This is a genomic window from Streptomyces sp. NPDC059897, assembly GCF_042730865.1.
Taxonomy (GTDB): domain Bacteria; phylum Actinomycetota; class Actinomycetes; order Streptomycetales; family Streptomycetaceae; genus Streptomyces.
In genome coordinates, this window is sequence record NZ_JBHWKQ010000038.1 from 1 (window position 1) to 26507 (window position 26507).

The following is a 26507-nucleotide window of genomic DNA, read 5'->3' on the forward strand; positions in this document are numbered from 1 at the left end:
TTGCGTGTTGGGGGGGGGGGGGGGGCCCCCCCCCGCCCGCCCCCCCCCCCCCGGCCGGGGAGGCGCGATATCAGGCGGCGTCGCCGCAGAGGTAGTAGCAGGCAGTGGTCAGGCGGATGGGCCCTGCCTTGCGGACAGAAATCTTCTTCATGGTGTTCCCCCCTTCCGGATCATCGGAGTTGTGCGAATTCCGGAATCGCTGTGCTGGAGCAAGCTTTGGCATGCGAATTCGGGCATGTCAACGGGGAATCGGAGCGTCCGACACAAATGCCGTAAGTGTATTGGGGAATGTCCTGCGGGCCGTTTTCCCGCCGTTTTCGGGCAGGGGGAAGCGGCACTCCTTGCACGGGGAAAAAGAAAGCAGAGTTCGCTCGGTGAACCAGGAGAAGAGATCGAAACGGGCGCGGCGCCTTCGGTCGGCCGCGCCACCCGTGATCAGCGGTGCGCTCTGCGTGCCATCCGTACCTCCCGCACGGCCCCCGTAACAGCCCGGTGCGCCCCGGGCTCAGTGCTGGATACGGAGCGGGGAGGCGCGGCGTTCAGCGCATCGGCGGGGTTATCGCCGCGCGATGACGCCCGGGCCCGACGCCGTCGAACCGCGCACGACCAGTTCCGGCATGAACACGAACTCCGTGTGCGGCGCGGGAGTTCCGCCGATCTCCTCGAGGACCGTGCGGACCGCGGCCTGGCCCATCGCCTGCACCGGCTTGCGGATGGTCGTCAGCGGCGGGTCCGTGAACGCGATGAGCGGGGAGTCGTCGAACCCGACCACCGAGATGTCGTCCGGCACCTCGAGGCCCCGCTGCCGGGCCGCCCGGATCGCGCCGAGCGCCATCATGTCGCTCGCGCACACGATCGCCGTGCAGCCCCGGTCCATCAGGTCGGCGGCCGCGGCCTGCCCGCCCTCCAGCGTGTACAGGGAGTGCTGGACGAGATCCCGCTCGATGTCCTCCGAGGTGAGCTCGAACCGGTCCCGCATCGCCCGCACGAAGCCCTCGATCTTCCGCTGCACCGGCACGAACCGCTTCGGCCCGAGCGCCAGGCCGATCCGCGAGTGGCCCAGCGAGCCGAGGTGGGTGACCGCCAGTTGCATGGCCGCCCGGTCGTCCGGCGAGATGAACGGCGCCCGCACCTGCGGCGAGAAGCCGTCCACGAGCACGAACGGCACACCCTGCGCCCGCAGTTGCTCGTAGCGCCGCATGTCCGCGGTGGTGTCGGCGTGCAGCCCCGACACGTAGATGATGCCGGTGACACCCCGGTCGACGAGCATCTCCGTCAGCTCGTCCTCCGTCGAGCCGCCGGGGGTCTGCGTCGCGAGCACCGGTGTGTAGCCCTGGCGGGTCAGTGCCTGGCCGATGACCTGGGCCAGCGCCGGGAAGATCGGGTTCTCCAGCTCCGGCGTGATCAGGCCGACGAGCCCCTCGCTGCGCCGGCGCAGCCGCACCGGCCGTTCGTAGCCCAGCACGTCGAGCGCGGCGAGGACGGACTGGCGGGTGGCCGCGGCGACGCCCGGCTTGCTGTTGAGGACCCGGCTCACCGTCGCCTCGCTCACCCCCGCCTGCGCCGCGATGTCGGCGAGACGCGCGGTCGCGGGCGCGGCCGGGGCCGCCTTGCGGGCGGCCTGGGCGGGCAGCTGGGTCATCGCACTCCTTGTGGGGGCCAAGAGCTGGGGGAGCCGGGGCAGGAGTCCCGATGATCCCTGTGACGGCGCCCCGTGGCAAGAGCTTGCAGACCCTTGCAGCACCACATAAGCCCATGTAACAGGCGATAACCACCCGCCAAGTGCCGGAACTTGGAGGTCACGAACCCGTAACCTCCGGCCGTCCCTGCAAAATTTTTCAGCAAAGTCTTTCCTCGGGCTTGCGGCGCTGTTACGTTCACGTCGCCCAGTCGGGCCCAACCCTCTAGGAGTTCTCATGCGGCGTGGCATAGCGGCCACCGCGGTGGTGGCGTCCCTCGCACTCGCGGCGACGGCCTGCGGCGGAAGTGACGACAGCGGTGACAAGGCGGGCCCGGTCACCATCACCTGGTGGGACACGTCGAACGGCACCAATGAGGCGCCCACGTACCGGGCGTTGGCCAAGGACTTCACCAAGGCCAACCCCGACATCAAGGTCAAGTACGTCAACGTGCCCTTCGACCAGGCGCAGAACAAGTTCGACACGGCGGCCGGCGCGAGCGGCGCCCCCGACGTGCTGCGCGCCGAGGTCGGCTGGACGCCGGCGTTCGCCAAGAAGAGCTACCTGCTGCCGCTCGACGGCACCGAGGCGCTCGCCGACAAGGACAAGTTCCAGGCGTCCCTCGTCAAGCAGGCCCAGTTCGACGGCAAGACGTACGGCGTCCCGCTGGTCACCGACACCCTCGCCTTCGTCTACAACAAGGCCCTGTTCAAGAAGGCCGGCATCACCGAGGCGCCCACCACCTGGGACCAGCTGAAGAAGGACGCGGCCAAGGTCAAGGACAAGACCGGCGCCGACGGCTTCTGGGGCTCCACGGCCGGCTACTACGCCCAGCCGTTCCTGTTCGGCGAGAACACCGACACCGTCGACGCCGAGGGCAAGAAGATCACCATCGGCTCCGCCGAGGCCAAGAAGGGCCTCACCGCCTGGAAGGGCCTGTTCGACGGCAAGGGCCTGCACAAGGCCGACGCCACGGCGGACGCGTACGCGCACATCCAGGACGCGTTCGTGAACGGCAAGGTCGCCTCGACCATCCAGGGCCCGTGGGAGATCACGAACTTCTACAAGGGTTCGGCCTTCAAGGACAAGAAGAACCTGGGCATCGCCACCGTCCCGGCCGGCTCCGGCGGCAAGCCCGGCGCCCCGACGGGCGGCCACAACCTGTCCGTGTACGCGGGCTCGGACAAGGCCCACCAGGAGGCCTCGCTCAAGTTCGTGAAGTGGATGACGTCGGCGAAGACGCAGGAGCAGATCGCCCTGAAGAACTCGACGCTGCCCACCCGCGAGGACGCGTACACCGACAAGGTCACCGCCGACCCGGGCATCGCCGGCTACCAGAAGGTGCTCACCTCGGCACGGCCGCGCCCCGAGCTGCCCGAGTACAGCTCGCTGTGGACGCCGATGGACCAGGAACTCCCGAAGGTCGCCACCGGCAAGGAGTCCCTGGACCAGGGCGTGAGCGGCCTGGAGACCTCGTTCGCCAAGCTGCTGCCCGGCTTCTCCAAGTGACCCGGTAAGACCGCCGGTTCGCGCCCCGGAGGGGAGGGCGCGAACCGGCAAAGACCTGTCCGAGGGCCGGTCGTCGAACCGGCCCGATTCAGAAGGTGCTCCGCATGACCCTTGCCGTCGACCGTCCGGACGCGAAGAAGCCCGCGCCGCGACCGGGCCCGCTCCGGCGCCTGAAGGACTCGTACCGCACGTACTGGTACGCGTACGCGATGATCGCTCCGGTCGTCGTCGTCCTCGGTGTCCTCGTCGTCTACCCCCTGGTGCGCGGCTTCTACCTGACGCTCACCGACGCCAACAGCCTCAACTCGGCCCGCACCATCGGCGTCAACCAGATCGAGGCCACCTACAAGTTCATCGGCCTCGACAACTACGCCGACATCCTGTGGGGCCCGTCCGCCTACGACCGCTTCTGGTCGCACTTCGTGTGGACGATCGTGTGGACGGCGGTCTGTGTCGCCCTGCACTACTGCATCGGGCTCGGCCTGGCGCTGCTCCTCAACGAGAAGCTGCGCGGACGCACCTTCTACCGGCTCCTGCTGATCCTGCCGTGGGCGGTCCCGACGTTCGTCACGGTCTTCGCCTGGCGCATCATGCTCGCCGACTCCGGGATCATCAACGTCGTCCTCGGCACACTGCATCTGCCCGAGCCGAGCTGGCTGGAGGATCCCACCTTCCAGCGGATCGCCGCGATCCTCGTCAACACGTGGTGCGGTGTCCCGTTCATGATGATCTCGCTGCTCGGCGGCCTCCAGTCCATCGACGCGTCCCTGTACGAGGCCGCGGAGATGGACGGCGCGAACTCCTGGCAGCGCTTCCGGCACATCACCCTGCCGGGGCTGAGGTCGGTCAGCTCGACCGTCGTGCTGCTCGGCATCATCTGGACGTTCAACCAGTTCGCGATCATCTTCCTGCTCTTCGGCAACACGGCACCGGACGCGCAGATCCTCGTGACCTGGGCCTACCGGCTCGGCTTCGGGCAGCAGCCGCGCGACTTCGCGCAGTCCGCCGCGTACGGCGTGCTGCTCCTGTCGATCCTCACCGTCTTCACGTCCTTCTACTACCGCTGGTTGAAGCGCAATGAGCAGCTCGCCGTCTGACGCAGCAGGAGCCACCATCATGACTACGACCACCGAGTCGCGGGTCCCCACGCAGCGTTCAGTGACCGGGACCGCTCCCGCCGACAAGCGCCGCGTCCGCGGGCGCGGCGAGCGCGGCCCGCTCGCCAAGGCCCTCACGCACGGTGTCCTCGCCGTGGCGAGCCTCATCGCGCTGTTCCCCGTCGTCTGGCTGACCTATCTGTCGCTCGGCCCCGACAAGGACGACTATCTGCACCCGGGGGAGATCGCGGGCAAGGCGACTCTCGACAACTACGCGTACGTCCTGGAGCACACCCAGTTCTTCCACTGGGCGGCGTCGACGCTGATCGTGGCGCTCGGCACCACCCTCGTCGGCGTGCTGTTCGCGGCGACCACCGGGTACGCGGTCTCCCGCATGCGTTTCCCCGGCTACCGCTCGCTGATGTGGGTGCTGCTGCTCACGCAGGCCTTCCCGATCGCCGTCCTCATCGTGCCGATCTACGAGATCTTCTCGGAACTCGGCCTGATCGACACCTACCAGGGCCTCATCCTCATCAACTGCACGACGATCGTGCCGTACTGCACCTGGCTCCTGAAGGGCTACTTCGACACCATCCCCGCCGACATCGACGAGGCGGGCCGGATCGACGGGCTCAGCCCCTTCGGCACGTTCTGGCGGCTCATCCTGCCGCTCGCGAAGCCGGGCATCGCGGTCGCCGCGTTCTACGCCTTCATCACGGCGTTCGCCGAGGTCGCCTTCGCCAACACCTTCATGCTCAGCGACACCAAGTACACCTTCGCGATCGGCCTGTCGAGCTTCGTCAGCGAACACGACGCGCAGTGGAACCTGATGGCCGCGACCGCGGTGTTGATCGCCATCCCGGTGACCGCTTTCTTCTACCTTGTCCAGAAGCACCTGGTCACCGGCCTGACCGCCGGCGGAACCAAGGGCTGAACCCGGCTACGCAGCAAGGACATCATGAGTCAGCACTCCACGGACCAGCCGGTGGCGGCCGCCACCACGACCCGCGAGACCACCGACTGGTGGCGGGACGCGGTCATCTACCAGGTCTATCCGCGCAGCTTCGCGGACAGCGACGGCGACGGCACCGGTGACCTCGAAGGCATCCGCCGACGCCTGCCGCACTTGCGCGAGTTGGGCGTCGACGCGGTGTGGCTGTCCCCGTTCTACGCCTCGCCGCAGGCCGACGGCGGCTACGACGTCGCCGACTACCGGGCCGTCGACCCTATGTACGGCACGCTGCTCGACGCCGACGCGGTGATCCGCGACGCGCACGCCCTCGACCTGCGCATCATCGTCGACCTGGTGCCCAACCACTCCTCCGACCAGCACGAGTGGTTCAAGCGCGCGGTCGCGGACGGCCCCGGCTCCCCGCTGCGGGACCGCTACCACTTCCGTCCCGGCAAGGGCGACAGCGGCGAACTCCCGCCCAACGACTGGGAGTCCATCTTCGGCGGCCCCGCCTGGACCCGGCTCCCCGACGGCGAGTGGTACCTCCACCTCTTCGCCCCCGAGCAGCCCGACCTCAACTGGGAACACCCGGCGGTCGCCGACGAGTTCCGCTCCATCCTGCGCTTCTGGCTGGACATGGGCGTCGACGGCTTCCGCGTCGACGTCGCGCACGGCCTGGTCAAGGCGGCGGGCCTGCCGGACATCGGCGGCCACGACCAGCTGAAGCTCCTCGGCAACGACGTGATGCCGTTCTTCGACCAGGACGGCGTGCACGAGATCTACCGCTCGTGGCGCACGATCCTCGACGAGTACGACGGCGAGCGCATTTTTGTCGCCGAAGCCTGGACGCCGACGGTCGAGCGCACCGCGAACTACGTCCGCCCCGACGAGCTGCACCAGGCCTTCAACTTCCAGTACCTGGGCGCCCCTTGGGATGCCGAGGGCCTGCGCGACATCATCGACAGCTCCCTGGACGCGATGCGCCCGGTCGGCGCCCCCGCCACCTGGGTGCTGTCCAACCACGACGTCACCCGGCACGCCACCCGCTACGCCAACCCGCCCGGCGGCACCCAGATCCGCACCCCCGGCGACCGCGAACTCGGCCTGCGCCGCGCCCGCGCCGCCACCCTCCTGATGCTCGCCCTGCCCGGCTCGGCGTACCTCTACCAGGGCGAGGAACTGGGCCTCCCCGACGTCACCGACCTGCCCGACGAGGTGCGCCAGGACCCCTCGTACTTCCGCGCCGAGGGCCAGGACGGCTTCCGCGACGGCTGCCGGGTGCCGATCCCGTGGACCCGCACCGGCTCCTCGTACGGCTTCGGCGAGGGCGGCAGCTGGCTTCCGCAGCCCGACACCTGGGGCGAGCTGAGCGTTGAGGCGCAGACCGGCGACCCGGACTCCACCCTGGAGATGTACCGCTCGGCGCTCGCGCTGCGCCGCACCACGCCGGGCCTCGGCGCCGGCGACGGTGTGAAGTGGCACGGCGAGGCCCCGCGCGGCGTGCTCCACTTCGAGCGCCCCGGCTTCGCCTGCACGGTCAACACGACGGGCGCGGCGGTACGCATCGCGGCGCCGGGTGACGTACTGCTCTCCTCCGCCCCGGTGGCGCTGGACGGCCCGCACGTCGACCTGCCGGCCGACACTACGGTGTGGTGGGCGACCGCCTGACCCCGGGCAGCGTGAAGGGGCGGCACCCGCGCGGGTGCCGCCCCTCCGGCTTACGGGTTAAGCGGTGTGGAAGGCCACCGCACCCTTCGCCGGCACCGTGAGCTCCGCCTTGCCGCCGGAGACGGTCACCGAGCCCTCACCGACGACGTTGTCGTACGTGCCGTCGGGCACGCTCGTCGTGTACGTGTGCGTGCTGGCGGACGACGAGTTGTTGATGGCGACGAAGCCGACGTCGCCGCGGCCGAAGCCGATCACGTTCGAGCCGGGCGACTGCCAGTCCGTCACCGCCTTGCCGGCCGCCGCGTTGTGCCAGCCCACCATCCCGGTGATCGCGGTGTCCCGGTCCAGACAGGACCAGGCGCCCGAGCAGTCGGTGCCGGTGACGATCCCGCTGCCGTCGTTCGGCGGCGCCTGGTCGCTCTGGTCGAACTTCCAGGCCGCGTAGACCGAGGGGCGGCCGTAGCCGCGCGCCAGCTGGAAGACGTTGGCGAGGGTGGCGGTCGCGCCGTCCTTGTAGCTGAGGGTGTCGCCGTTGCGCTCGGTGTCGTGGTTGGTGACGAAGGTGTTCGAGTTCGCCTCCTCGGCCAGGCCCCAACTGCTGCCGAAGGACGCCAGGTTGGCGATGTCACCGCCGCTGAACTGCGACTTCATGGCGGACGCGTACGTGAAGTCGAGGACGTCACCGTTGCCGTAGTAGTCGCCCGTGGCCGGTGGTGTGCCCGGATACACCTCCTGCGTGATGTACGGGGCGTCGCCCGACGTGGTGGTGTGCAGCGCGCCCACGATCGCCTTGAGGTCGCCGGTCTCCATGTGCTTCGCGGCGTCGACACGGAAGCCGTCGACGCCCAGGTCGATCTGCTTGTTGAGGAACCCGACGATCTTCTCGCGGACGCCGGACTCGGAGGTGTCGAGGTCGGGCAGGCCGAGCAGCTCGCAGTGCTGGACCTCGTGCTGGTCCGACCAGTTGGAGATGGTCTTCGTGCAGTCGTCGCTGTCCGCCGGGTCGTAGTCCGGGGTGTCGTACTTGTTGGAAATGGTGGTGCCCGCGTAGCCGGTCCCGGGCTGGGCCGACGTGTGGTTGATGACGGCGTCGGTGTAGACCTCGATGCCCGCCGAATGGCAGGTGTCCACCATGGACTTGAAGTCGCCCGCGCTGCCGAAACGGCTGTCGAGCTTGTACGAGTACGGCTGGTAGACGTCCCACCAGTAGTAATCGCCCTGCTTGAGGGACTCCTGGGGCGGAGCGACCTGGACGGCGCCGTAGCCCGCCGGGTCGAGGGTGTCGGTGCACTCCTTGGCGACCGACGCCCAGTTCCACTGCCAGAGGTTGGCGATGACATCACCGTTGGGTGTGCCGGTGTCGGCGGCCGTCGCGGTCGGGGCGGGAAGCGATGCCATGCCGCCGAGGGTGAGGGCGCCGACGGCCATCGCGGTGGCGGTGCGGCGGCGCCTGCGAGGGCTTCTGGGCGTGGGGGATGTGCCGTGCTGCATGTGCGGCTCCTGAATGTGGGGTTCTGGTGGCGCGTCGTGAGCGTGGGGCAGGCGAGTGCGTCCCGTCAATGGGCAGTTGAAAATTCTTGCTACATCTTTCGCAACTCTTGCAGTCGTGTTCCGGCAGGCGTTACCGTCACGCGGCGGACCGGCCCCGACCTCCCCACGCGCGCGGCCGGTCCGCCCCAACACACCGCATCCCGCGAGGAGTTCCCGACGTGAGCCGCAGTCCGATTCGCGTACCGCACAGACGCGCCGCCGCGTACACCGCGGCCGCCGCGCTCCTCGTGACGCTCGCCCAGCCGCTCGCGGCCCGAGCCGCCGAGCCGCCGCCCCCGCCCTCCGACGCGAAACTGGCGGCCGAGCCGGCCCGCCACGACCTCACCCGCGAGCAGTACTACTTCGTGCTCCCGGACCGCTTCGCGAACGGCGACACCGGCAACGACAAGGGCGGCCTGACCGGTTCACGCCTCGCGACCGGCCACGACCCCACGGACAAGGGCTTCTACCAGGGCGGCGACCTCAAGGGCCTGACGAACCGCCTCGACTACATCAAGGACCTCGGGACGACCGCCATCTGGCTCGCCCCGATCTTCAAGAACAAGCCCGTGCAGGGCGCGGGCAAGGACGCCTCGGCCGGCTACCACGGCTACTGGATCACCGACTTCACGCAGGTCGACCCGCACTTCGGCAGCAACGCCGACCTCAAGAACCTGATCTCCAAGGCCCACGGCAAGGGCATGAAGGTCTTCTTCGACGTCATCACCAACCACACCGCCGACACGGTCGACTACACGGAGAAGAAGTACGGCTACCGCCCCAAGGGCGCCTACCCGTACCTCGACACCAAGGGCCGCCCCTTCGACGACGCCACGTCGATGAAGAAGGTCGACGCCGACTCCTTCCCGTACACGCCGAAGAACACCGGCGAAATGGTCCCGTCGTGGCTCAACGACCCGACGATGTACCACAACCGGGGCGACTCGACCTGGGAGGGCGAGTCCACCACCTACGGCGACTTCTCCGGCCTCGACGACCTGTGGACCGAACGCCCCGAGGTCGTCTCCGGCATGGAGAAGATCTACGAGAAGTGGGTGCGGGACTTCGACGTCGACGGCTTCCGCATCGACACCGCCAAGCACGTGGACATGGACTTCTGGACCCAGTGGGCGACGGCGCTCGACAAGTACGCCGCCGCGCACGGCCGCAAGGACTTCTTCATGTTCGGCGAGGTCTACTCGGCCGACACCGACGTCACCTCCCCGTACGTCACGCAGGGCCGCCTCGACGCGACGCTCGACTTCCCGTTCCAGGACGCGGCCCGCGCCTACGCCTCGCAGGGCGCCTCCGCCGACAAGCTCGCCAAGGTCTTCGCCGACGACTACAAGTACGCCTCCGACAAGGCGAACGCGTACGAGCAGGTCACCTTCCTCGGCAACCACGACATGGGCCGCATCGGCACGTTCCTGAAGGCCGACAACCCGAAGGCCTCGGACGCGGAACTGGTGAAGCGCGACCGGCTCGCCAACGAGCTGATGTTCCTCTCGCGCGGCAACCCCGTCGTCTACTACGGCGACGAACAGGGCTTCACCGGCGCGGGCGGCGACAAGGACTCCCGGCAGACGATGTTCGGCTCGAAGGTCGCCGACTACCTCGACAACGACGAGCTGGGCACCGACCGCACGCACGCCGACGCCGCGTACGACACCGGGCACCCGCTGTTCAAGTCCATCGCCGCGCTGTCGAAGCTCCGCAAGGACAACCCGGCGCTCGCCGACGGCGCCCAGAAGGAGCTGTACGCGAAGGACTCCGTGTACGCGTTCTCGCGCACCGGCGACGACCGCGAGCACGTCGTCGCCGTGAACAACGCGAGCGAGGCGAAGACGGTCGAGCTGCCGGTGGAGTCGGCCAGGTTCCGCACGCTGTACGGCGGTTCAGGCGGTTCAGGCGGTTCAGGCGGTTCAGGCGGTTCAGGCGGTTCCGGTGTCGAGTCGGCGTCCGGCGGCCGCGTGAAGGTCACCGTGCCCGCCCTGTCCTCGCTCGTCCTGCGCGCCGAGTCAAAGCTCCCCGCACCGGCCGCGAAGCCCACGCTGTCCCTGAAGGCCCCGGCCGCCGGAGCCACCGGCACGGTCACCCTCTCCGCCGACCCCGGCGACACCGCCTCGGCCCGTGTCGTCTTCGCCGCCCAGACCGGCGACGGCAAGTGGCGCACGCTCGGCTCCGTCGACCACGCCCCGTACAAGATCACGCAGCACATATCCGACACGGTGTCGGCCGGAACACCCCTGCGGTACAAGGCAGTTGTGGTGGACCGCGCCGGACGCGCCGCGAGCGCCCTCGCCGACACGACGGGGGGGCAGCCGCCCACGCCCGAGAAGCCGACGGCCGTCGACCGCGACTACGCCGTCGTCCACTACAAGCGGGCCGACGGCGACTACGACGACGTGCGCCTGAAGTCCGGTGACACTACTGCTGAGTTCGTCGGCCGGGACGCCTACGGCGCGTTCGCCTGGGTGAAGGTCCCCGACGGTGCGGGCTCGGTGTCGTACACGATCGACAAGTCCGGCACGGCCGACGGGCCGCAGCGCACCGTCGACCTCGGGAAGACCGGCGAGGTCTGGATCGAGCAGGGCAAGGACGAACAGTCCGCGAGCCGGCCCGACGGCGCCTACCCGCCGCAGGACGCGAAGAAGGCCGTCATCCACGTGCACCGCCCCGACGGCGACTACGACGGCTGGGGCCTGCACACCTGGACCGGCGCCGCGAACCCGACCGACTGGTCGAAGCCGCTGCAACCCACCGGCAAGGACGCGTACGGGCTGACCTTCGAGGTGCCCCTGGCAGACGGCGCGACCTCGCTGAGCTACATCCTCCACAAGGGCGACGAGAAGGACATCGCCACGGACCGCTCGCTCGACTTCGCCACCTACGGCAAGGAGGTGTGGCTCAACTCCGGAGACACCAACTACCTCCTCCCGTCGGTAGGTTCGGGCGCGGAACTCGACCTCGCGAAGGCCGAGGCGCAGTGGATCGACGCCGACACCGTCGTCTGGAAGGTGAAGGCCACCGCCGCCACCAGCCAGCAACTGGTGTACGCGCCGGAGGGCGGCATCGGTGTGAAGGACGGGGCGCTGACCGACGAGGGACGGTGGCTCCGGCTGAACCCCGGAGACCTGACCGACGCGCAGAAGACCAAGTTCCCGCACCTCAAGGACCATCCGGCGTTCACCGTCGACCCGCGCGACCGCGACCGGGTGCGCGAAGCGCTGCGCGGCCAGGTGATCGCCACGCAGCGGGCGGCGAACGGGGCGCTGCTCGCGGCGACCGGCGTGCAGACGGCGGGCGTCCTCGACGACACGTACGCGGACGCCGCACAGAAGGCCTCCCTCGGACCGGTCTTCAAGAACGGCAAGGTGACGCTGTCGGTGTGGGCGCCGACCGCCCGCGAGGTGTCCTTGGAACTCGGCGGGAAGCCGGTGGCCATGCGCCGGGACGACAAGAGCGGTGTGTGGTCCGTGACCGGCAGTGCGTCCGCCTGGCGCGGCGAGGAGTACCGGTACGCCGTGAAGGTGTGGGCGCCCAGCGTCCAGAAGCTCGTCACGAACAAGGTCACCGACCCGTACTCCGTGGCGCTCACCGCGAACTCGGAGCGCAGCCTCGTCGTCGATCTCGGTGACAAGTCTCTCGCCCCGAAGGGCTGGACCGGCCTGATCAAGCCGAAGGCCGTCCCCATGAAGGACGCACAGATCCAGGAGCTCCACGTCCGGGACTTCTCCGTCGAGGACAGCACGACACCCGCGAAGGACCGCGGCACGTACAACGCCTTCGGCGACAAGGACACCGACGGCTCGAAGCACCTGCGGGAACTCGCCAAGTCCGGCACCTCGTACGTGCACCTCCTTCCGGCCTTCGACATCGCGACGATCCCCGAGAAGAAGTCCGAACAGGCAGCGCCTGACTGCGACTTGAAGGCGATGGGCCCCGACAGCGAAGAGCAGCAGGAGTGCGTCGGCAAGGCGGCCGGCAAGGACGCCTACAACTGGGGCTACGACCCGTACCACTACACGGTCCCCGAGGGCTCGTACGCGAGCGACCCCGACGGCACGAAGCGCACCGTCGAGTTCCGCGACATGGTCAAGTCGCTGAACGAGGACGGCCTGCGGGTCGTCATGGACGTCGTCTACAACCACACGGCCGCCGCAGGCCAGGACAAGACCTCCGTCCTCGACCGGGTGGTGCCCGGCTACTACCAGCGGCTCATGGCCGACGGCTCGGTGGCGAACTCCACCTGCTGCTCCAACACCGCACCCGAGAACACGATGATGGGCAAGCTGATCGTCGACTCCATCGTGACCTGGGCCCGCGAGTACAAGGTCGACGGCTTCCGCTTCGACCTCATGGGACACCACCCGAAGGCCAACATCCTGGCCGTGCGCAAGGCCCTCGACGCCCTGACCATGGAGAAGGACGGCGTCGACGGAAAGAAGATCATCCTCTACGGCGAGGGCTGGAACTTCGGCGAGATCGCCGACGACGCCCGCTTCGAGCAGGCCACGCAGAAGAACATGGCGGGCACCGGCATCGCCACGTTCTCCGACCGGGCCCGGGACGCGGTCCGCGGCGGCTCGCCGTTCGACGAGGACCCGGGCGTGCAGGGCTTCGCGTCCGGCCTCTACACCGACCCCAACTCCTCGAAGGCGAACGGCACATCGGCCGAGCAGAAGGCCCGGCTCCTGCACTACCAGGACCTCATCAAGGTGGGCCTGTCGGGGAACCTCGCGGCGTACGAGTTCACCGGCACGGCGGGGGAGAAGGTGAAGGGCTCCGACGTCGACTACAACGGCGCCCCCGCCGGCTACGCGGACGCCCCCGGAGACGCCCTCGCCTACGCCGACGCGCACGACAACGAGTCCCTGTACGACACGCTGACGTACAAGCTGCCCGCGTTGACGAGCACGGCCGACCGCTCCCGCATGCAGGTCCTCGCGATGGCCACGGCCGCCCTCTCCCAGGGCCCGGCGCTCTCACAGGCGGGCACCGACCTGCTGCGCTCGAAGTCCCTCGACCGGAACTCGTACGACAGCGGCGACTGGTTCAACGCGATCCACTGGGACTGCCGCGCGGGCAACGGCTTCGGCCGCGGACTGCCGATGGCCGCCGACAACAAGGACAAGTGGCCCTACGCGAAGCCCCTGTTGGCCTCGGTGAAGGCGCCGGGCTGCCAGGACATCGAGGGCACATCGGCCGCGTACCAGGACCTGCTGAAGATCCGCACGACCGAACCGGTCTTCCGGCTGTCGACGTCCGCGGAGGTCCAGAAGCAGCTCTCCTTCCCGCTCTCCGGCAAGGACGAGACACCGGGCGTCATCACGATGCGGCTCGGCGACCTCGTGATCGTGTTCAACGCCACTCCGGAGCGGCAGAAGCAGAAGGTCACCGACGCGGCAGGGGCGGACTACCGGCTGCACCCGGTGCAGGCTCGCGGCGCGGACGACGCCGTGAAGTCGGCCGCGTACAGCAAGGGTTCGGGCACGTTCGAGGTGCCTGCCCGCACCGTGGCGGTGTTCACCCGCTGATCCATTTCTGGTGAGCCACCGAAACCTCCGGCAGCTCCGTGAGTCGGCGCCGACTCACGGAGCTGCGCCCGGTCCCTGACGGCCCGTCGAACGCCCCGTACGCTTTCGGGTGTTCGATTCGGTCGACGGAAGGCAGTTGCGGGGCATGGGGTTTCAGGAACGTACGCGGTTCGGGCGGCTCGGCCGGGCGGCGGCGCCGGTCGCGCTCACGGCGCTGCTGCTCGCGGGATGCCAGGGTGTGGCCGACGGGGGATCCGAGGACTCGGCGCACGGCGCGGAACCCTCCGCGTCGGCGAGCGCCACCACCGGCGAGGGCACCCTTCCCGGTGTGCCCAGCGCCGACGAGGCACGCGACGCGCTGGCGGAACTGAAGGTGGCACCCCACGGCTCCATGTCCGGCTACAGCCGCGACAAGTTCCCGCACTGGGCGGAGCAGGGCGACAGCTGCGACACCCGCGAAACCGCCCTGAAGCGCGACGGCAAGGACGTGAAGACGGACGGCGAGTGCCACGCGGACTCCGGCGACTGGGTCAGCGCGTACGACGGCGAGAAGTTCACGGACTCCGGGGACCTCGACATCGACCACACCGTGCCGCTCGCCAACGCCTGGCGCTCCGGCGCCGACGACTGGACGCAGGAGGAGCGCAAGGCGTTCGCCAACGACCTGGAGCACCCCCAGCTGCTGGCGGTGTCCGCCCACTCGAACCGCTCCAAGGGCGACCAGGGCCCCGACGAGTGGCAGCCGGACGTCAAGGACTACTGGTGCACGTACGCCCGCTCCTGGGTGTCGGTGAAGTCGACGTACGAACTGACGGTCACCGACGCCGAGAAGAAGGAGCTGACGACGATGCTGGGGACGTGTTCCGCGTGAGCGGGGACGACAAGGGGGACGGCAAGAAGGCCGAGACCCTGACGGGCGACGTACACGCGGGCCCCGGCGGCGCCATGACCGACGAGGTCGGCGTCGTCACCGGGGACCTCACCGTCTCGACGATCCGGGAGGCCGCGGACCGGGCCCGGATCGCCGTCCAGTACACCGGCGCCGACGAGTGGTACACCCTCACCGGAAGCCCCGCCGCCGTGCCGCCCGGCGGCCTCGCCGCCCTGCACGACGAGGTGCTGCGCAGCGTGGAGCGCGGGGGCGGCGCGGTCAGCCCCTGAGGGGCCAGAGGGACTCAGGCCTCGAAGTGGCGCCGCGGATTGACCCGCAGGATCGCGTCGATGTCGTCCTTGGACACACCCTTGTCGGCGAGCGCGGGCAGCACGTCCTCGCTGATGTGCCGGTAGTTCCACTTCGGGGCGGCCTCGGCGCGGTCCACGTCGCCGAACCAGTCGATGACGCACGCGGCGTCGTGCGAGATCGTGATCCGGTCGGTGTATCCGAGGCGCACCAGCTCGACGATGGTGTCGACGCGCTGCTCGGTCGTGAGCGGGGCGTCGAGCCCGAAGCGGTCCATGCCGAGATACGAGCCGGCGTCGGCGAGCCGCGTCAGATAGCCGATGTCGTCGGTGTCGCCGGAGTGCCCGATGACGACACGGCCGAGGTCCACGCCCTCCTCGGCGAGCACGCGCTGCGCGACCAGCCCCGACTCCGACGCGGGATGGGTGTGCACGGTGATCGGCGCCCCGGTGCGCACGGAGGCCTGGCCGACCGCCCGCATGGCCCGCTCGACGCCAGGGGTGAGGCCCTGTTCCTCGATGGCGCACTTGAGGAACGCGGCGCGCACACCGGTGTCCGCGATGCCCTCGGTCAGATCCTTCACGAACAGGTCCACGAGCGGCTCCGGGCCGCCGAACAGGGTGCCGGGACCGTTGTAGTGGAACTGGAACGGCAGATCGTCGTACGTGTAGAGACCGGTCGCGGGGACGATGTTGAGGTCCGTGCGCGCGGCGATCTTCTGAATGCGGGGGATGTAGCGGCCGAGACCGAGCACCGTCGGGTCGAGGATGGTGTCGATGCCGAGCCCCTTGAGCTCGTTCAGCTGGGCGACGGCGTCGTCGACGACGGCCTGCTCGTCCCAGCGCGCGTAGTTCTGCCGGAACTCCTCGCCGACGATGACGACGTGTTCGTGGACGAGTACGTTCCCGAGCTCGCTGGAGTCGACCGGACCGCGGACCGTCCAGACCTGTGTCATCGGCGCGCCTCTCGATGTGGACGCCGGAGTTGACGTCGGATTCAAGGTGAGCCGAGCGTCCCGCCGGGCGCCCGCGGGCGTCAAGACATGGGACGGGGTGTGATCGGATGAGGCCCGTCGGCGGGGTCTCCAGGGCGTTGGGGGCCGCCCCGAAGTCCGGCCGACGAGCGACTCACAGGCGGCGGATCCAGGCGGCGACGCCGTGGCCCACCACGAGATAGATCACGGCGGGCAGGGCGTTGTTGAAGAAGACCCGCAGCCCCTCGGTGTCCATGGTGAAGATGTCCCGCGCCCAGCCGGAGAGCCAGTCGGCCATGCCGTGCACGAACTCGACGAACACGTTCGACTGGTTCGCGTCGAGCAGGTACAGCACGATCCACAGAGCGAGGAAGACCGCGGCGATGTCGGCCAGCGTGTGCACGAGCAGGGCGAACCGGTCCGCGCCCCGCCCGCTGCGGTTGCGCACGGGGCGGCCGTTCGGCGTGAACCCGGAGTTCTGGCCGTAACCGGTGTGCGGGACCGGCTCGTAGGGGATGTCGGGGTCCTGGCGGTACGCGGGCGGCGGGGGACCGTCGTAGGGGGCGCGGGGGCCGCCGCCGTGCATCGGGCCGCGGGGAGCGCCGTGCGGCGGGGCGCCGGGGCCGCCGTCGTAGGAGGCGCCGGGACCGCCGTCGTACTGGGCGCCGGGACCGCCGTCGTACTGGGCGCCGGGGCCGCCGTGGATCGGGGCGGTGTCTCCGCCTTGTGCGGGATATGGGCCCCTATATGGGGGCCTGTTCGGGCTGGAACCGTATGGGGCATTGCTGGGAATGCCGTCGCTGGGGTGAGTCACGGGCGGCATGTTGCCCGTCGCGCGCCGCCGAAACCCGCTTCACGGTCACTTCACAGACACCGCGCATCGCGGGCTTTGTGGGTGGGAGAAGTGGCCGTCGGGGCGCGCGTGACCGGTGGTCTAGCGGTTCGGTGGCCGCCGCACGGACAGGACCGCCACGTCGTCGTGCTGCTGCCCCTCCCCGGCGAACGTGCGCGAGTCGTCGTAGAGCGCGCGCGGCAGCTCGTCGGCGGACAGCGCCAGTCGTTGGGCGAGGCTTTCGGTGAGCGGGTAGAACTCGCCGTCGTCGGCACGTGTCTCGGTGAGTCCGTCCGTGGTCAGGAGCAACGTGGCGCCGGGCGGGAAGGCGAACCGGTCGACGGTCACGGGTTCGGTGGCGAGTTCGGCCAGCCCGAGGGGGACGCCGGAGGTGAGGTCCGGCGTGCTGACGGTGCCGTCGTGCAGCACCTGCGGCAGGATGTGACCGCAGTCGACGGCCTGCACCTCCGCGTTCGAGTCGACGTTGATGATGAGCGCCGTGACGAACCGTTCGTCGTCGCCGGTCCGCGCGGCGTAGGAATTGTGTCGCACGACGGACGCGTCCAGGGCGTCGGCCAGCGCGGTCAGCGTGGGCTCCCGGTGAGCCATCGCGCGAAAGGCGCCGACCACCGCGAAGGCCGCCCCGACCGCGGGCAGGCCCTTCCCCTGGACATCGCCGATGAGCAACCGGGTTCCCCACGGCGAGTCGACGACGTCGTAGATGTCACCGCCGACGAGCCGGTCCTCCTGGACGGGCTCGTACACCCCGTCGACCAGGACGTCCTGGGTGTGCATGGGCAGCGGGCGCAGGATGTGGCGCTGCATCGCCGTGGCGGTCGAGCGCAGGCGCAGCATCTTCCGTTCGCGGTCGATGCGGCGGTGACACGCATAGACGGAGGCCGCACCCAGCATGAGGGTGAGCAGGATCATGAGCATCCTGTCGAGCCACGGCCTTCCCTCCCCGTGCCGGAGAAGCATCGTCAGGACGACCACGAACATGGTCCAGGCGACCACGAACTTCGTCTGGCGGACGGTGCACAGTGCCGACGCCGCTCCGGGCAGGAACACGAGCAGCCCGAGCAGCCACACCGGGGACTCCGACAGAGCCCCCAGGGCCATCACCAGAAGCGTCACCGCGGCGGCCGCGATCACGACTTGGGCTTCGCTCGGTGGTTCGATGAACTCGGTCGGACGGGCCGACCTCGTCGGATGCTTGCGGAGCACGTCACCTCCCGGGGCAATGGGACATTCAACCCATACCGTATGCAGTCCCGGTCGCACGGCGGCCTCGCCCCGCCTGACAAGAGCCCGGCAGGCAGCCGCCCTCCCCGCGGACGTACCGGTCGCCCGGCCGGGGGATAGGGTTCCGTCGAGCCACGACCGCCGGAACCTTCACCGCTCGGGCGCGGGCCGGGACGGCGGCCCGCCCGAGGAGACAGGGATGCTGCAGGCACTGGGTCTGGGACCGGCCGAAGAGGCCGTCTACAACGCGCTGCTGCCGCGGCCATCGGCCTCCGCGCAGGACCTTGCACAGCAGGCGGGACTCGAGCAGGCCGAGACCGTCCGCATCCTGCGTGAGCTGGCGGCGCGCGGTCTTGTCCTGGTCACCTCCGGGACGGACCGCGAGGCCGCCGCCTCGGTTCGCCGAGGATCCGACGGGCCCGCCGCCCGCTACCGGCTCGCGCCACCGTCCGTCGCCCTGGCCCCGCTCCTCGTCGAACAGCGCAACGCGCTGCACCGTGCCGAGACCGCGGTGTCCGTGCTGACCGAGCAGTACCGCAGCATCGCCGCGCACCCCGCGGGCAGTGTCGTGGAGGTCGTCGTCGGTGTGGAGCAGGTCGCACACCGGTTCCACCAACTGCAGCGGGGCGCCCAGTGGGAGCTGCTCACCTTCCTCACGGGCGCGCCCCTCGCGGTGCCGCCCACGGACACCGACGCCTCGGAGAGCGACGCGCTCGACCGCGGAGTGGACTTCCGGGTCGTGGCCACCAAGGACCATCTCGACGGTCATGAGGCGGCGCAGGACATTCGGGCGGCCCTCGTGGCCGGCCTGGAGCTCCGGCTGGTCGAGACGCTGCCGCTGAAACTGGTCGTGGCGGATCGGGAGCGCGCCATGGTGCCGCTGGACGTGGCCGACTCCGGTGACGAGCCAAGTGCCGTCGTGGTGCACCGCAGCGGTCTGCTCACGGCCCTGGTCCACCTCTTCGAACAGGAGTGGGCGCGGGCCAGGCCGCTGTACAACACTCCCACGGAGGTGCGGGTGCGCACGGAGCCGGAACAGCGGCCGACGGCGGGAGAGCTAGAGGTCCTCGCACTGCTGCTGGCAGGGGTCTCCGACCGCAGGGCGGCATCCCAACTCGGGGTGTCCATACGCACCGTTGAGCGGCGCACCCGCCGCCTCATGGACCTCGCGAAAGCGGATTCACGCCTGCAGCTTGGGTGGCACGCCGCGCGCGCAGGATGGCTGTGACCTGCCCGTCTTCCCTGCAGGACGCGGTGACGTCACATCCCCGCCGTGGTGTGCGCGCCCGCTCGGCGGCCGGCCTGACGCGCCCGTGTGGCGGAATGCCGACATGCGGGTAACCCGCCACCCACAGGCGGCCCCACGCCCTCAGCGGTCTGCCAGGCTGCACACCGCATCACAGCATTGATGGCGCCAAGTAGGGAGACTCATGCGCCGTATAACGCGCATAGCCATGGCTGCGGCGTCCGCCGCCGCCCTGGCCTTCACCGCGGTCACGCCGTCCGGGGCGGCGGACGCACCGCAGGACGGCTCCGCACGGAAGAGACCCATGGTCGGCAGCGAGGCGGCGAAGGCCCGCGGTGGGCGGTCGACCGTCACGCTCGTCACCGGCGACAAGGTCGTCGTGACCAAGGACAGGTCGGGGCGCACCTCGGCGGCCGTACTGCCCCACGAGGACGGCACGCAGCCACTGTTCCGCACCTTTCAGTCGGGCAAGGACCTCTACGTCTACCCCGAGGGCGCCTCGCAGGCCGTGGCCGAGGACAGGGCCGACGCGGAGTTGTTCAACGTCACCGGGCTGATCCGCCAGGGGTACGACGACGCGCACACCGACGCACTGCCGCTGATCGCCACCTACGGCAAGGGCGTCGACGTCGCCAAGAGCGCGCCGGCGCCGCCCCGCGGCTCTTCCCGCGGTCTGCTGCTGCCCGCGGCGGACGGGGTCGCGCTGAAGGCGGAGAAGGCCACCGCCGAGACCTTCTGGCAGGAGGTCACCGGCGCCCGCTCACGCTCCGCCTCCACGCCGAAGAAGCTGTGGCTGGACGGCAGGGTCGAGACCACGCTGGACCGGTCCACGAAGCAGGTCCACGCGCCGGAGGCCTGGGCGGCAGGCTTCGACGGCCGGAACACCAAGGTCGCGGTGCTGGACACGGGAGTGGACGCCGACCACCCCGACCTGGCCGACCGCGTCGCCACCTCGAAGAACTTCACGGACGCCACGAACACCGACGACCACGTGGGCCACGGAACGCACACCGCCTCCACGGTCGGTGGTTCGGGAGCCGCAAGTGGCGGACGCAAGAAGGGCGTTGCCCCCGCGGCCTCGCTCCTCGTCGGAAAGGTCCTCGACGACAGCGGGTTCGGGATGGACTCCTGGGTCATCGCCGGCATGCAGTGGGCCGTCGACCAGAAGGCCGACGTCGTCTCCATGAGCCTGGGCAGCTCCGCGATCGGGGAGTGCGACGACCCGGTGGCGCAGGCCACGGGGCAACTCGCGCGACAGACACGCTCCTTGTTCGTGGTCGCTGCGGGCAACGCGGGCCCGGGCACCGAGACCGTGTCCTCACCCGGGTGCGTGCCCGACGTGCTGACCGTCGGAGCCGTGGACCGGGACGACAGCACGGCCCCGTTCTCCAGCCGCGGCCCGGTGGCCGTCACCCACACCCTCAAGCCCGAGATCGCCGCCCCCGGCGTCGACATTTCAGCGGCGAGCGCGGGCGGCCGCGGCGTCTACGCGTACCGCTCCATGTCCGGCACGTCGATGGCGACCCCCCACGTCGCGGGCGCGGCGGCCCTCGTGCGCCAGGCCCACCCGGACTGGGCCGCGCAGCAGGTCAAGGCAGCGCTCGTCTCCTCGGCCCGCACCGGCGGCGGGGTGGCCGGGGCCGACGAGACCGGAGGCGGCGTCCTCGACGCGTTCGCGGCGGTGCGGCAGAAGGTACTCGCGGCGCCCGCCGTCCAGGGCGGCAGCTACAACTGGCCCCAGGACGCGTCGGACCGCACCACCGTGAAGGTGCCCTTCACCAACACCGGCGACAGCGACCTGACGCTGGCCGTGTCGGTCGGCGACGTGCACGGCAACGACGGCAGCACGGTCCGTTCCGCCGTCATCGAGCCGGAGCAGCGCAAGGTGACGATCCCCGCGGGCGCCACCGCACAGGTACCGGTCCGTATCGACCCCACCGCCCGTCTCAAGGACTCCCAGTACGGTGCGGTCTCCGGCCGGATCCACGCCACCGGCCGGGACGTTCACGTCTCCGTGCCGGTCACGCTCCACGTACAGCCGGAGACGGTCACGCTCCGGGTCAAGGCCGTGGACCGGCACGGCAGGCCCGCGACCGGCACCTCGTCCCTGGACCTCGCCGCCCTGGACACCGACACCGGAGAGCGCCGCAGCAACTCCGGGGCGCCCGACCAGACGTACCGGGTGCGACCGGGCGAGTACTCCCTCAGCGGCTTCGTGACGACGTACGACGCAGGCGGTGCGCCCGAATCGATGAGTTACCTGGCGCGGCCGCAGCTTCGGATCACCCAGGACACCACGGTCGTCCTCGACGCCCGCCGGGCCCACCGGCTGAGCCTGGACACCGAACGGCCCGCGGCGGTGAGCGCCACTACGTTCAGCTATGCCCGCACCTGGGACGACACCTGGCAGATCTCCGGCTCGCTCACCGCGGACGACACCGTCCAGAAGTTCTACGCGGACATCGACGGGCGCACGACGAGCGGCACCTTCGAGTTCCGGCCCACCTGGCGTGCCACCGGCTCCGAGGAGGGCAGGCCGTACGTCTACAACCTGACGTTCCCGACCGCGGGCCCGCTCGGAGCCGACCAGGTCCACCGCCCCAAGGACTCCCGGCTGGCGCGGGTCACCGAGACCTGGCACGCCATGGGCAAGGAGGGCGACTACCTCGACGCCCTGTTCGTCCGGCCCCCCGCGGGAGACGGGTACATCCCGGTGAGCGCGTTCGGCAAGGTGCAGGTGCCCGCGACCCGCACCGCCTACTACTCGCCGGGCGAGGACGCCTGGTACCACGGCGCGATGACCAGCTTCCCATTCGCCGCGTTCATGGGGGACAGGGAGCGCACCTACCGGAGCGGACAGCGGGCCACCGAGGAGTGGTACCGCGGGCCGCTGCGGCCCGCCGCCGAGCGTTCCCCGGACGGCCGGCGTGCGCTGGCCGGCGAGCGGCAGGGCGACCGGATCGGGATCCAGACCGCACTCTGGGTGGACGGGTCGGGTGACCACTGGTCTCCCGGAGGCTCGTTCGGCGACCTCGGCAAGCTCGTTCTGAAGCGCGACGGCCAGAAGGTCGGCTCCAGCGCCTACCCGTACGACGTGTTCGACGTGCCGGACGAGGACTCCGAGTACGAGCTCACCCAGCACCTGGAGAAGATCCCGAGCTCGGACCGGAACTGGCTGCGCTCCACGGCCGTCGCCACCTCCTGGACCTTCCGCTCGCACCGGGAGCCCGACGTCGTCTCACGCGGTCTGCCGCTTCTCTTCCCGGCGTACGACCTGCCGGTCGACACCATGAACACCCTTCCCGCGCAGAAGGGCCAGAAGGTCGGCCTGTCGGTCGAGGGCCATGCCGGATACACCCCGGCCGCGATCACGGCGGCGACGCTGTCCTACTCCTACGACGGCGGAGCCACCTGGATCCAAGCACCGACCGAGGAGCACGACGGCCGATGGACGGCGGTCCTCGACCACACCGGCGCCGCCGGGAAGCACGTCACCCTGAAGGCCACCTTCACCGACGCCAACGGCACCGCCGTCACCCAGAGCATCACCCGCGCCTACGACGTCCGGTAGGCGTTCCAGGCCTCCGGCCCACGCCGGAGGCCTGGAGCGCGCACCTCTCCCCGAAGCGGCGGGTGCTTCGGCCACCACGTTCGTGGTGGTCCGTTGGCCCTGACGTGGCTGTCCGTTTCGCGGGGCGAGTGGGCCATTGGCCCATTGGATTCTGCATCTCTTGAACCGTGTGCCTCCCTAGTGCTGAAATAGGGCAGTCGATGGCGCTGCGGACCCCTTGGGATCTCCGCGGCGCCTTTTCCATGTCAGGACACGGACGCGGTACGGAAGGGGCGGGGCACGTTGCTGAAGAGGGCGTTCGTGGCGGCGGATCCGGGACGGATGCGGCTGCGGTTCGCGACGCGGGCCGTGCTCGGGATCGGGCTCGCCGTCGCGCTGTGCGGCGCGGTCGGGCACTCGCTGACCGGCGCGATCACCGGCGGCCTCGCCGCGCTGCTCGCGCTGTTCACGGTGACCGACGCCACCGTGCGCGGGCAGGCCGTCACGACCGCGCTGCTGCCCGCCGTCGGACTGCCGGTGCTCGCGCTCGCCGCGGCCCTGCACGACATGCCCCTCGCCCGCGATCTCGCCTTCCTCGGCGTCGTCGGAGCGGGCGTCTACGCGCGGCGGTGGGGGCCGCGCGGGCACTCGCTCGGCGTCTTCGCGTTCATGACGTTCTTCGCCGCCCAGTTCCTGCACACCGTGCCGCGGCAGCTCCCCGAGCTGTACGCCGCCGTGCTGCTGTCGCTCGGTGCGGCGGCGCTCGTCCGGTTCGGAGTGTGGTGCTACGAGCGGCGGCTGCCGGCGCCCGTGGGCGTGCCCGCGCCGACCGGGGGCACGGGGCTCGGCCGGATCACGACGCGGCAGGCCGTGCAGGCGACCGTGGGGGCGGCCTTCGCGCTCGGCATCGGGCAGCTGCTCTCGGACCAGCGGTGGTACTGGGCCGTGGGCGCCACGTGGTGGGTGTTCGTGGCGACGACCTCGCGCGGGGAGACCGTGGTGCGGGGCTTCCGCCGCTTCCTGGGGACGGTGCTCGGCATCGTCCTCGGCTTCCTCGTCGCTGTCCCGCTGCACGACCACGCGGTGGCCGCCGCCGTGATCGTCGCGATCAGCGTCTTCGGGATCTTCTACACCGCCCACGTCTCGTACACCTGGATGATGCTCGCGGTCACCGTCATGGCGAGCATGCTGTACGGGCTCCTGGGCGTGCTCGACCCGGCGCTCCTCGCCCTGCGGGTGGCGGAGACGGCCGTCGGCTCGCTCGGCGCCGTGCTCGCGGTGCTGCTCCTGCTGCCCGTGACCACGCACTCCGTCACCGAGGCCTGGGTCGAGCGGGCCCTGCGGTGCGTGCACGCGTGCACCGCGGAGGCGGCGGCGCGGCTTGGCGGCGACGCGGGCGCGGACCCGGCGCCGCGCGTCGCCGAACTGGAACACATCCTCGGGCGCGTACGCCTCTCGCTGTCGCCGCTCGTGCATCCGCTGAGCCCCGTGAAGGCCCGCAAGGGCCGGGCGCGGCAGATCCTCGCCCTGCTCGACGACTGTGCGCGCGAGGTGCGCGGGCTCGCGTCCGTCGCCGCCGACCCGGAGGCCTCCCACGACGCGCGGCTCGCCGCGGCGTGCCAGCGGGTGGAGTCGGCGGTCGAGGCGCTCACGGCCCCCGCGCCGTACGCTCGCGCTGTGGTGCCTGTGCCGTATGCCGCGGAGGCGGAGCATCCGGTCCTGGCGCATCTGCACGGTCTTGAGCGGGCTCTCGTTGAGCTCGCGGTGCCGTTGCGCGGTGCGCGGGAGGTGTAGGGCCGTGGCGGTCGACCGTCCTCCGGTCGCGGGGCTCTGCCCCGGACCCCGCTGGCTCTCGTACGCAAAGCGGGGCTTGATTTGCGGGGCGCGCGGCCGACCGCCCGCGCCCGCCGCACAGTTCCGTGCGCTCCCCGCGTGTCCGTAACCGGCCGCCCACCGGCCCCGGCTTGTGGTTGTCTCGCAGCGGCGTGGACACCGCCCCACCGTTTGAGGCAGGTGTCCGGGGCACATACAGGGTGGATCAGTTCGCCCGACGGGTAGACCCCGCGCCATCGAACGCTCAAGGCGTACGCCCGTGCGGGAGCGGGCCGCGCGCCGACGACCAGCCGCTGGGGGTGCACCATGCGTAGCAACCTGCGCCGGAACGGAACACGGGCCGCAGAGGACGCGACGACCGCGATGAACGCGACGGACCCGGCGGACGCCGCCGGCTGGCTCGCCCTCGCCCCGAACCGGCACACCGGCGCCCGCGGCGCGGAGCCACCCCGCCACGACCGCTGCCCGGTCACCTCCGAAGGCGCCCGGCCCGCGCCCGCCGCCGTCCCACGCGGCACCGGCGAGGTCGCGCACGCGGCCGCCACGTTCGTCCGCCAGCACCACGCGGAGCAGGAGCTCGGCGACCCGGCCGCCCGCCTCGCCGAGGTCGACGCGGAACTGGCGGCCACCGGCACGTACACGCACACCCCGCAGGAACTCGTCTTCGGCGCCCGCGTCGCCTGGCGCAACGCCAACCGCTGCATAGGCCGCCTCTACTGGCAGTCCCTGCGCGTGCGCGACCTGCGGCACCTCACCACCGCCGAGGAGATCGCCGAGGCCGGCGCGGACCATCTGCGCGAGGCGGCCCCCGGCGGCCGCATCCGCCCGCTCATCACGGTCTTCGCGCCCGACCGCCCGGACCGGCCGGGACCCCGCATCTGGAACGAACAGCTCATCCGCTACGCCGGCTACATCCAGCGCGACGGCCACGTGGTCGGCGACCCGCGCGGCACCGGACTCACCGCGTACGCCCGCCGCCTGGGCTGGCGCGGCGGCGAGGGCAGCCCCTTCGACGTCCTGCCGCTGCTCGTCCAGGCGGATCCCCGCGAGCGGCCCCGCTGCTTCGACCTGCCCGCCGACGCGATCCTCGAAGTCCCGCTGCACCACCCGGAGTTCGACTGGTGGTCCGGCCTCGGCCTGCGCTGGCACGCGGTCCCCGCACTCGCCAACATGTGCCTGGAGATCGGCGGCGTCTGCTACGGCGCGGCCCCCTTCAACGGCTGGTACATGGGCACGGAGATCGGCGCCCGCAACCTCGCCGACACCGACCGCTACAACCTGCTGCCGTACCTCGCCGACCGCCTCGGCCTCGACACCTCCACCGACCGCTCCCTGTGGAAGGACCGCGCACTCGTCGAGCTGAACCGCTCCGTGCTGCACTCCTTCGACAGCGCGGGCGTCACCATGGCCGACCACCACACCGAGTCCCGCCGCTTCCTCACCCACCTCGCCCGCGAGGAGTCCCGCGGCCGCGCCGTCGGCGCCGACTGGTCCTGGATCGTCCCCCCGCTCTCCGGTTCGACGACCCCGGTCTTCCACCGCACCTACGACGACGAACCGAGCACCCCCGCCTACGTCCACCACCCCGACGCCCACACCCGGGCCCGCGGCGAGGAACCGGCCCCGCGGCGACCCACCAGGCCCTGGCGCGACCTGCTCTGACGTAGGGTCTGTCTTCC

Annotated in this window: 16 protein-coding genes; 11 read left to right on the forward strand and 5 right to left on the reverse strand. The window is 70.6% G+C overall.

Annotated features, from left to right (window positions below; genetic code table 11):
• Positions 1-556: 556 nt before the first annotated feature.
• Positions 557-1642, reverse strand: coding sequence for a LacI family DNA-binding transcriptional regulator (locus ACFV9W_RS30780; protein WP_385767385.1), 1086 nt, complete (start codon positions 1640-1642; stop codon positions 557-559).
• Positions 1643-1916: 274 nt separating this feature from the next.
• On the opposite strand from ACFV9W_RS30780, the gene ACFV9W_RS30785 reads away from it, so the two are divergent.
• From ACFV9W_RS30785 to ACFV9W_RS30800, 4 genes are all read left to right on the forward strand, one after another.
• Positions 1917-3188 carry an extracellular solute-binding protein gene (locus ACFV9W_RS30785; RefSeq protein WP_385767388.1) on the forward strand — a complete coding sequence of 424 codons (1272 nt, stop codon included), beginning with the start codon at positions 1917-1919 and terminating at the stop codon, positions 3186-3188.
• 104 nt (positions 3189-3292) lie between these two features.
• Entirely contained in the window at positions 3293-4285 is a 993-nt protein-coding gene (locus ACFV9W_RS30790; protein WP_385767391.1) for a carbohydrate ABC transporter permease, read from the forward strand.
• Between the two features lie 19 nt (positions 4286-4304).
• Positions 4305-5219 carry a sugar ABC transporter permease gene (locus tag ACFV9W_RS30795; RefSeq protein WP_385767394.1) on the forward strand — a complete coding sequence of 305 codons (915 nt, stop codon included), beginning with the start codon at positions 4305-4307 and terminating at the stop codon, positions 5217-5219.
• Between the two features lie 24 nt (positions 5220-5243).
• Positions 5244-6905, forward strand: a complete 1662-nt coding sequence (locus ACFV9W_RS30800; RefSeq protein ID WP_385767397.1) for a glycoside hydrolase family 13 protein — start codon at positions 5244-5246, stop codon at positions 6903-6905.
• A 57-nt stretch (positions 6906-6962) separates the two neighbouring features.
• Here the strand turns inward: ACFV9W_RS30800 and ACFV9W_RS30805 are convergent, their stop codons facing one another.
• Positions 6963-8396, reverse strand: coding sequence for an alpha-amylase family protein (locus tag ACFV9W_RS30805; protein ID WP_385767400.1), 1434 nt, complete (start codon positions 8394-8396; stop codon positions 6963-6965).
• 218 nt (positions 8397-8614) lie between these two features.
• On the opposite strand from ACFV9W_RS30805, the gene pulA reads away from it, so the two are divergent.
• From pulA to ACFV9W_RS30820, 3 genes are all read left to right on the forward strand, one after another.
• Complete coding sequence (pulA, locus tag ACFV9W_RS30810) at positions 8615-13972, forward strand: pullulanase-type alpha-1,6-glucosidase (RefSeq protein WP_385767403.1); 5358 nt, start codon at positions 8615-8617, stop codon at positions 13970-13972.
• Positions 13973-14117: 145 nt separating this feature from the next.
• Positions 14118-14843 carry an HNH endonuclease family protein gene (locus ACFV9W_RS30815; protein WP_385767405.1) on the forward strand — a complete coding sequence of 242 codons (726 nt, stop codon included), beginning with the start codon at positions 14118-14120 and terminating at the stop codon, positions 14841-14843.
• Between the two features lie 74 nt (positions 14844-14917).
• The gene (locus tag ACFV9W_RS30820) at positions 14918-15133 is read left to right on the forward strand and encodes a hypothetical protein (RefSeq protein WP_385767539.1); all 216 of its coding nucleotides are present in this window, start codon (positions 14918-14920) and stop codon (positions 15131-15133) included.
• Between the two features lie 14 nt (positions 15134-15147).
• Here ACFV9W_RS30820 and ACFV9W_RS30825 read toward each other — a convergent pair whose 3' ends face one another.
• The 3 genes from ACFV9W_RS30825 to ACFV9W_RS30835 all read right to left on the reverse strand — a co-directional run bounded on the left by ACFV9W_RS30825 (position 15148) and on the right by ACFV9W_RS30835 (position 18181).
• Positions 15148-16107 (reverse strand): phosphotriesterase, encoded by a 960-nt coding sequence (locus tag ACFV9W_RS30825; protein ID WP_385767408.1) that lies wholly within the window; start codon positions 16105-16107, stop codon positions 15148-15150.
• Positions 16108-16279: 172 nt separating this feature from the next.
• Positions 16280-16573, reverse strand: coding sequence for a hypothetical protein (locus ACFV9W_RS30830; protein ID WP_385767542.1), 294 nt, complete (start codon positions 16571-16573; stop codon positions 16280-16282).
• Positions 16574-17059: 486 nt separating this feature from the next.
• Positions 17060-18181: a PP2C family protein-serine/threonine phosphatase gene (locus ACFV9W_RS30835; RefSeq protein ID WP_385767411.1), complete on the reverse strand. Its 1122-nt coding sequence runs from the start codon at positions 18179-18181 to the stop codon at positions 17060-17062.
• 217 nt (positions 18182-18398) lie between these two features.
• Here ACFV9W_RS30835 and ACFV9W_RS30840 point away from each other — a divergent pair, with 217 nt between their 5' ends.
• From ACFV9W_RS30840 to ACFV9W_RS30855, 4 genes are all read left to right on the forward strand, one after another.
• Entirely contained in the window at positions 18399-19427 is a 1029-nt protein-coding gene (locus tag ACFV9W_RS30840; RefSeq protein ID WP_385767414.1) for a TrmB family transcriptional regulator, read from the forward strand.
• A 202-nt stretch (positions 19428-19629) separates the two neighbouring features.
• Positions 19630-23016: a S8 family serine peptidase gene (locus tag ACFV9W_RS30845; protein ID WP_385767417.1), complete on the forward strand. Its 3387-nt coding sequence runs from the start codon at positions 19630-19632 to the stop codon at positions 23014-23016.
• Positions 23017-23298: 282 nt separating this feature from the next.
• On the forward strand, positions 23299-24789 hold the full coding sequence (locus ACFV9W_RS30850) for an FUSC family protein (protein WP_385767420.1): 1491 nt from the start codon (positions 23299-23301) through the stop codon (positions 24787-24789).
• 345 nt (positions 24790-25134) lie between these two features.
• A complete protein-coding gene (locus ACFV9W_RS30855) occupies positions 25135-26490 on the forward strand; it encodes a nitric oxide synthase oxygenase (RefSeq protein ID WP_385767423.1) in 1356 nt (451 codons plus the stop codon).
• Positions 26491-26507 lie beyond the last annotated feature (17 nt).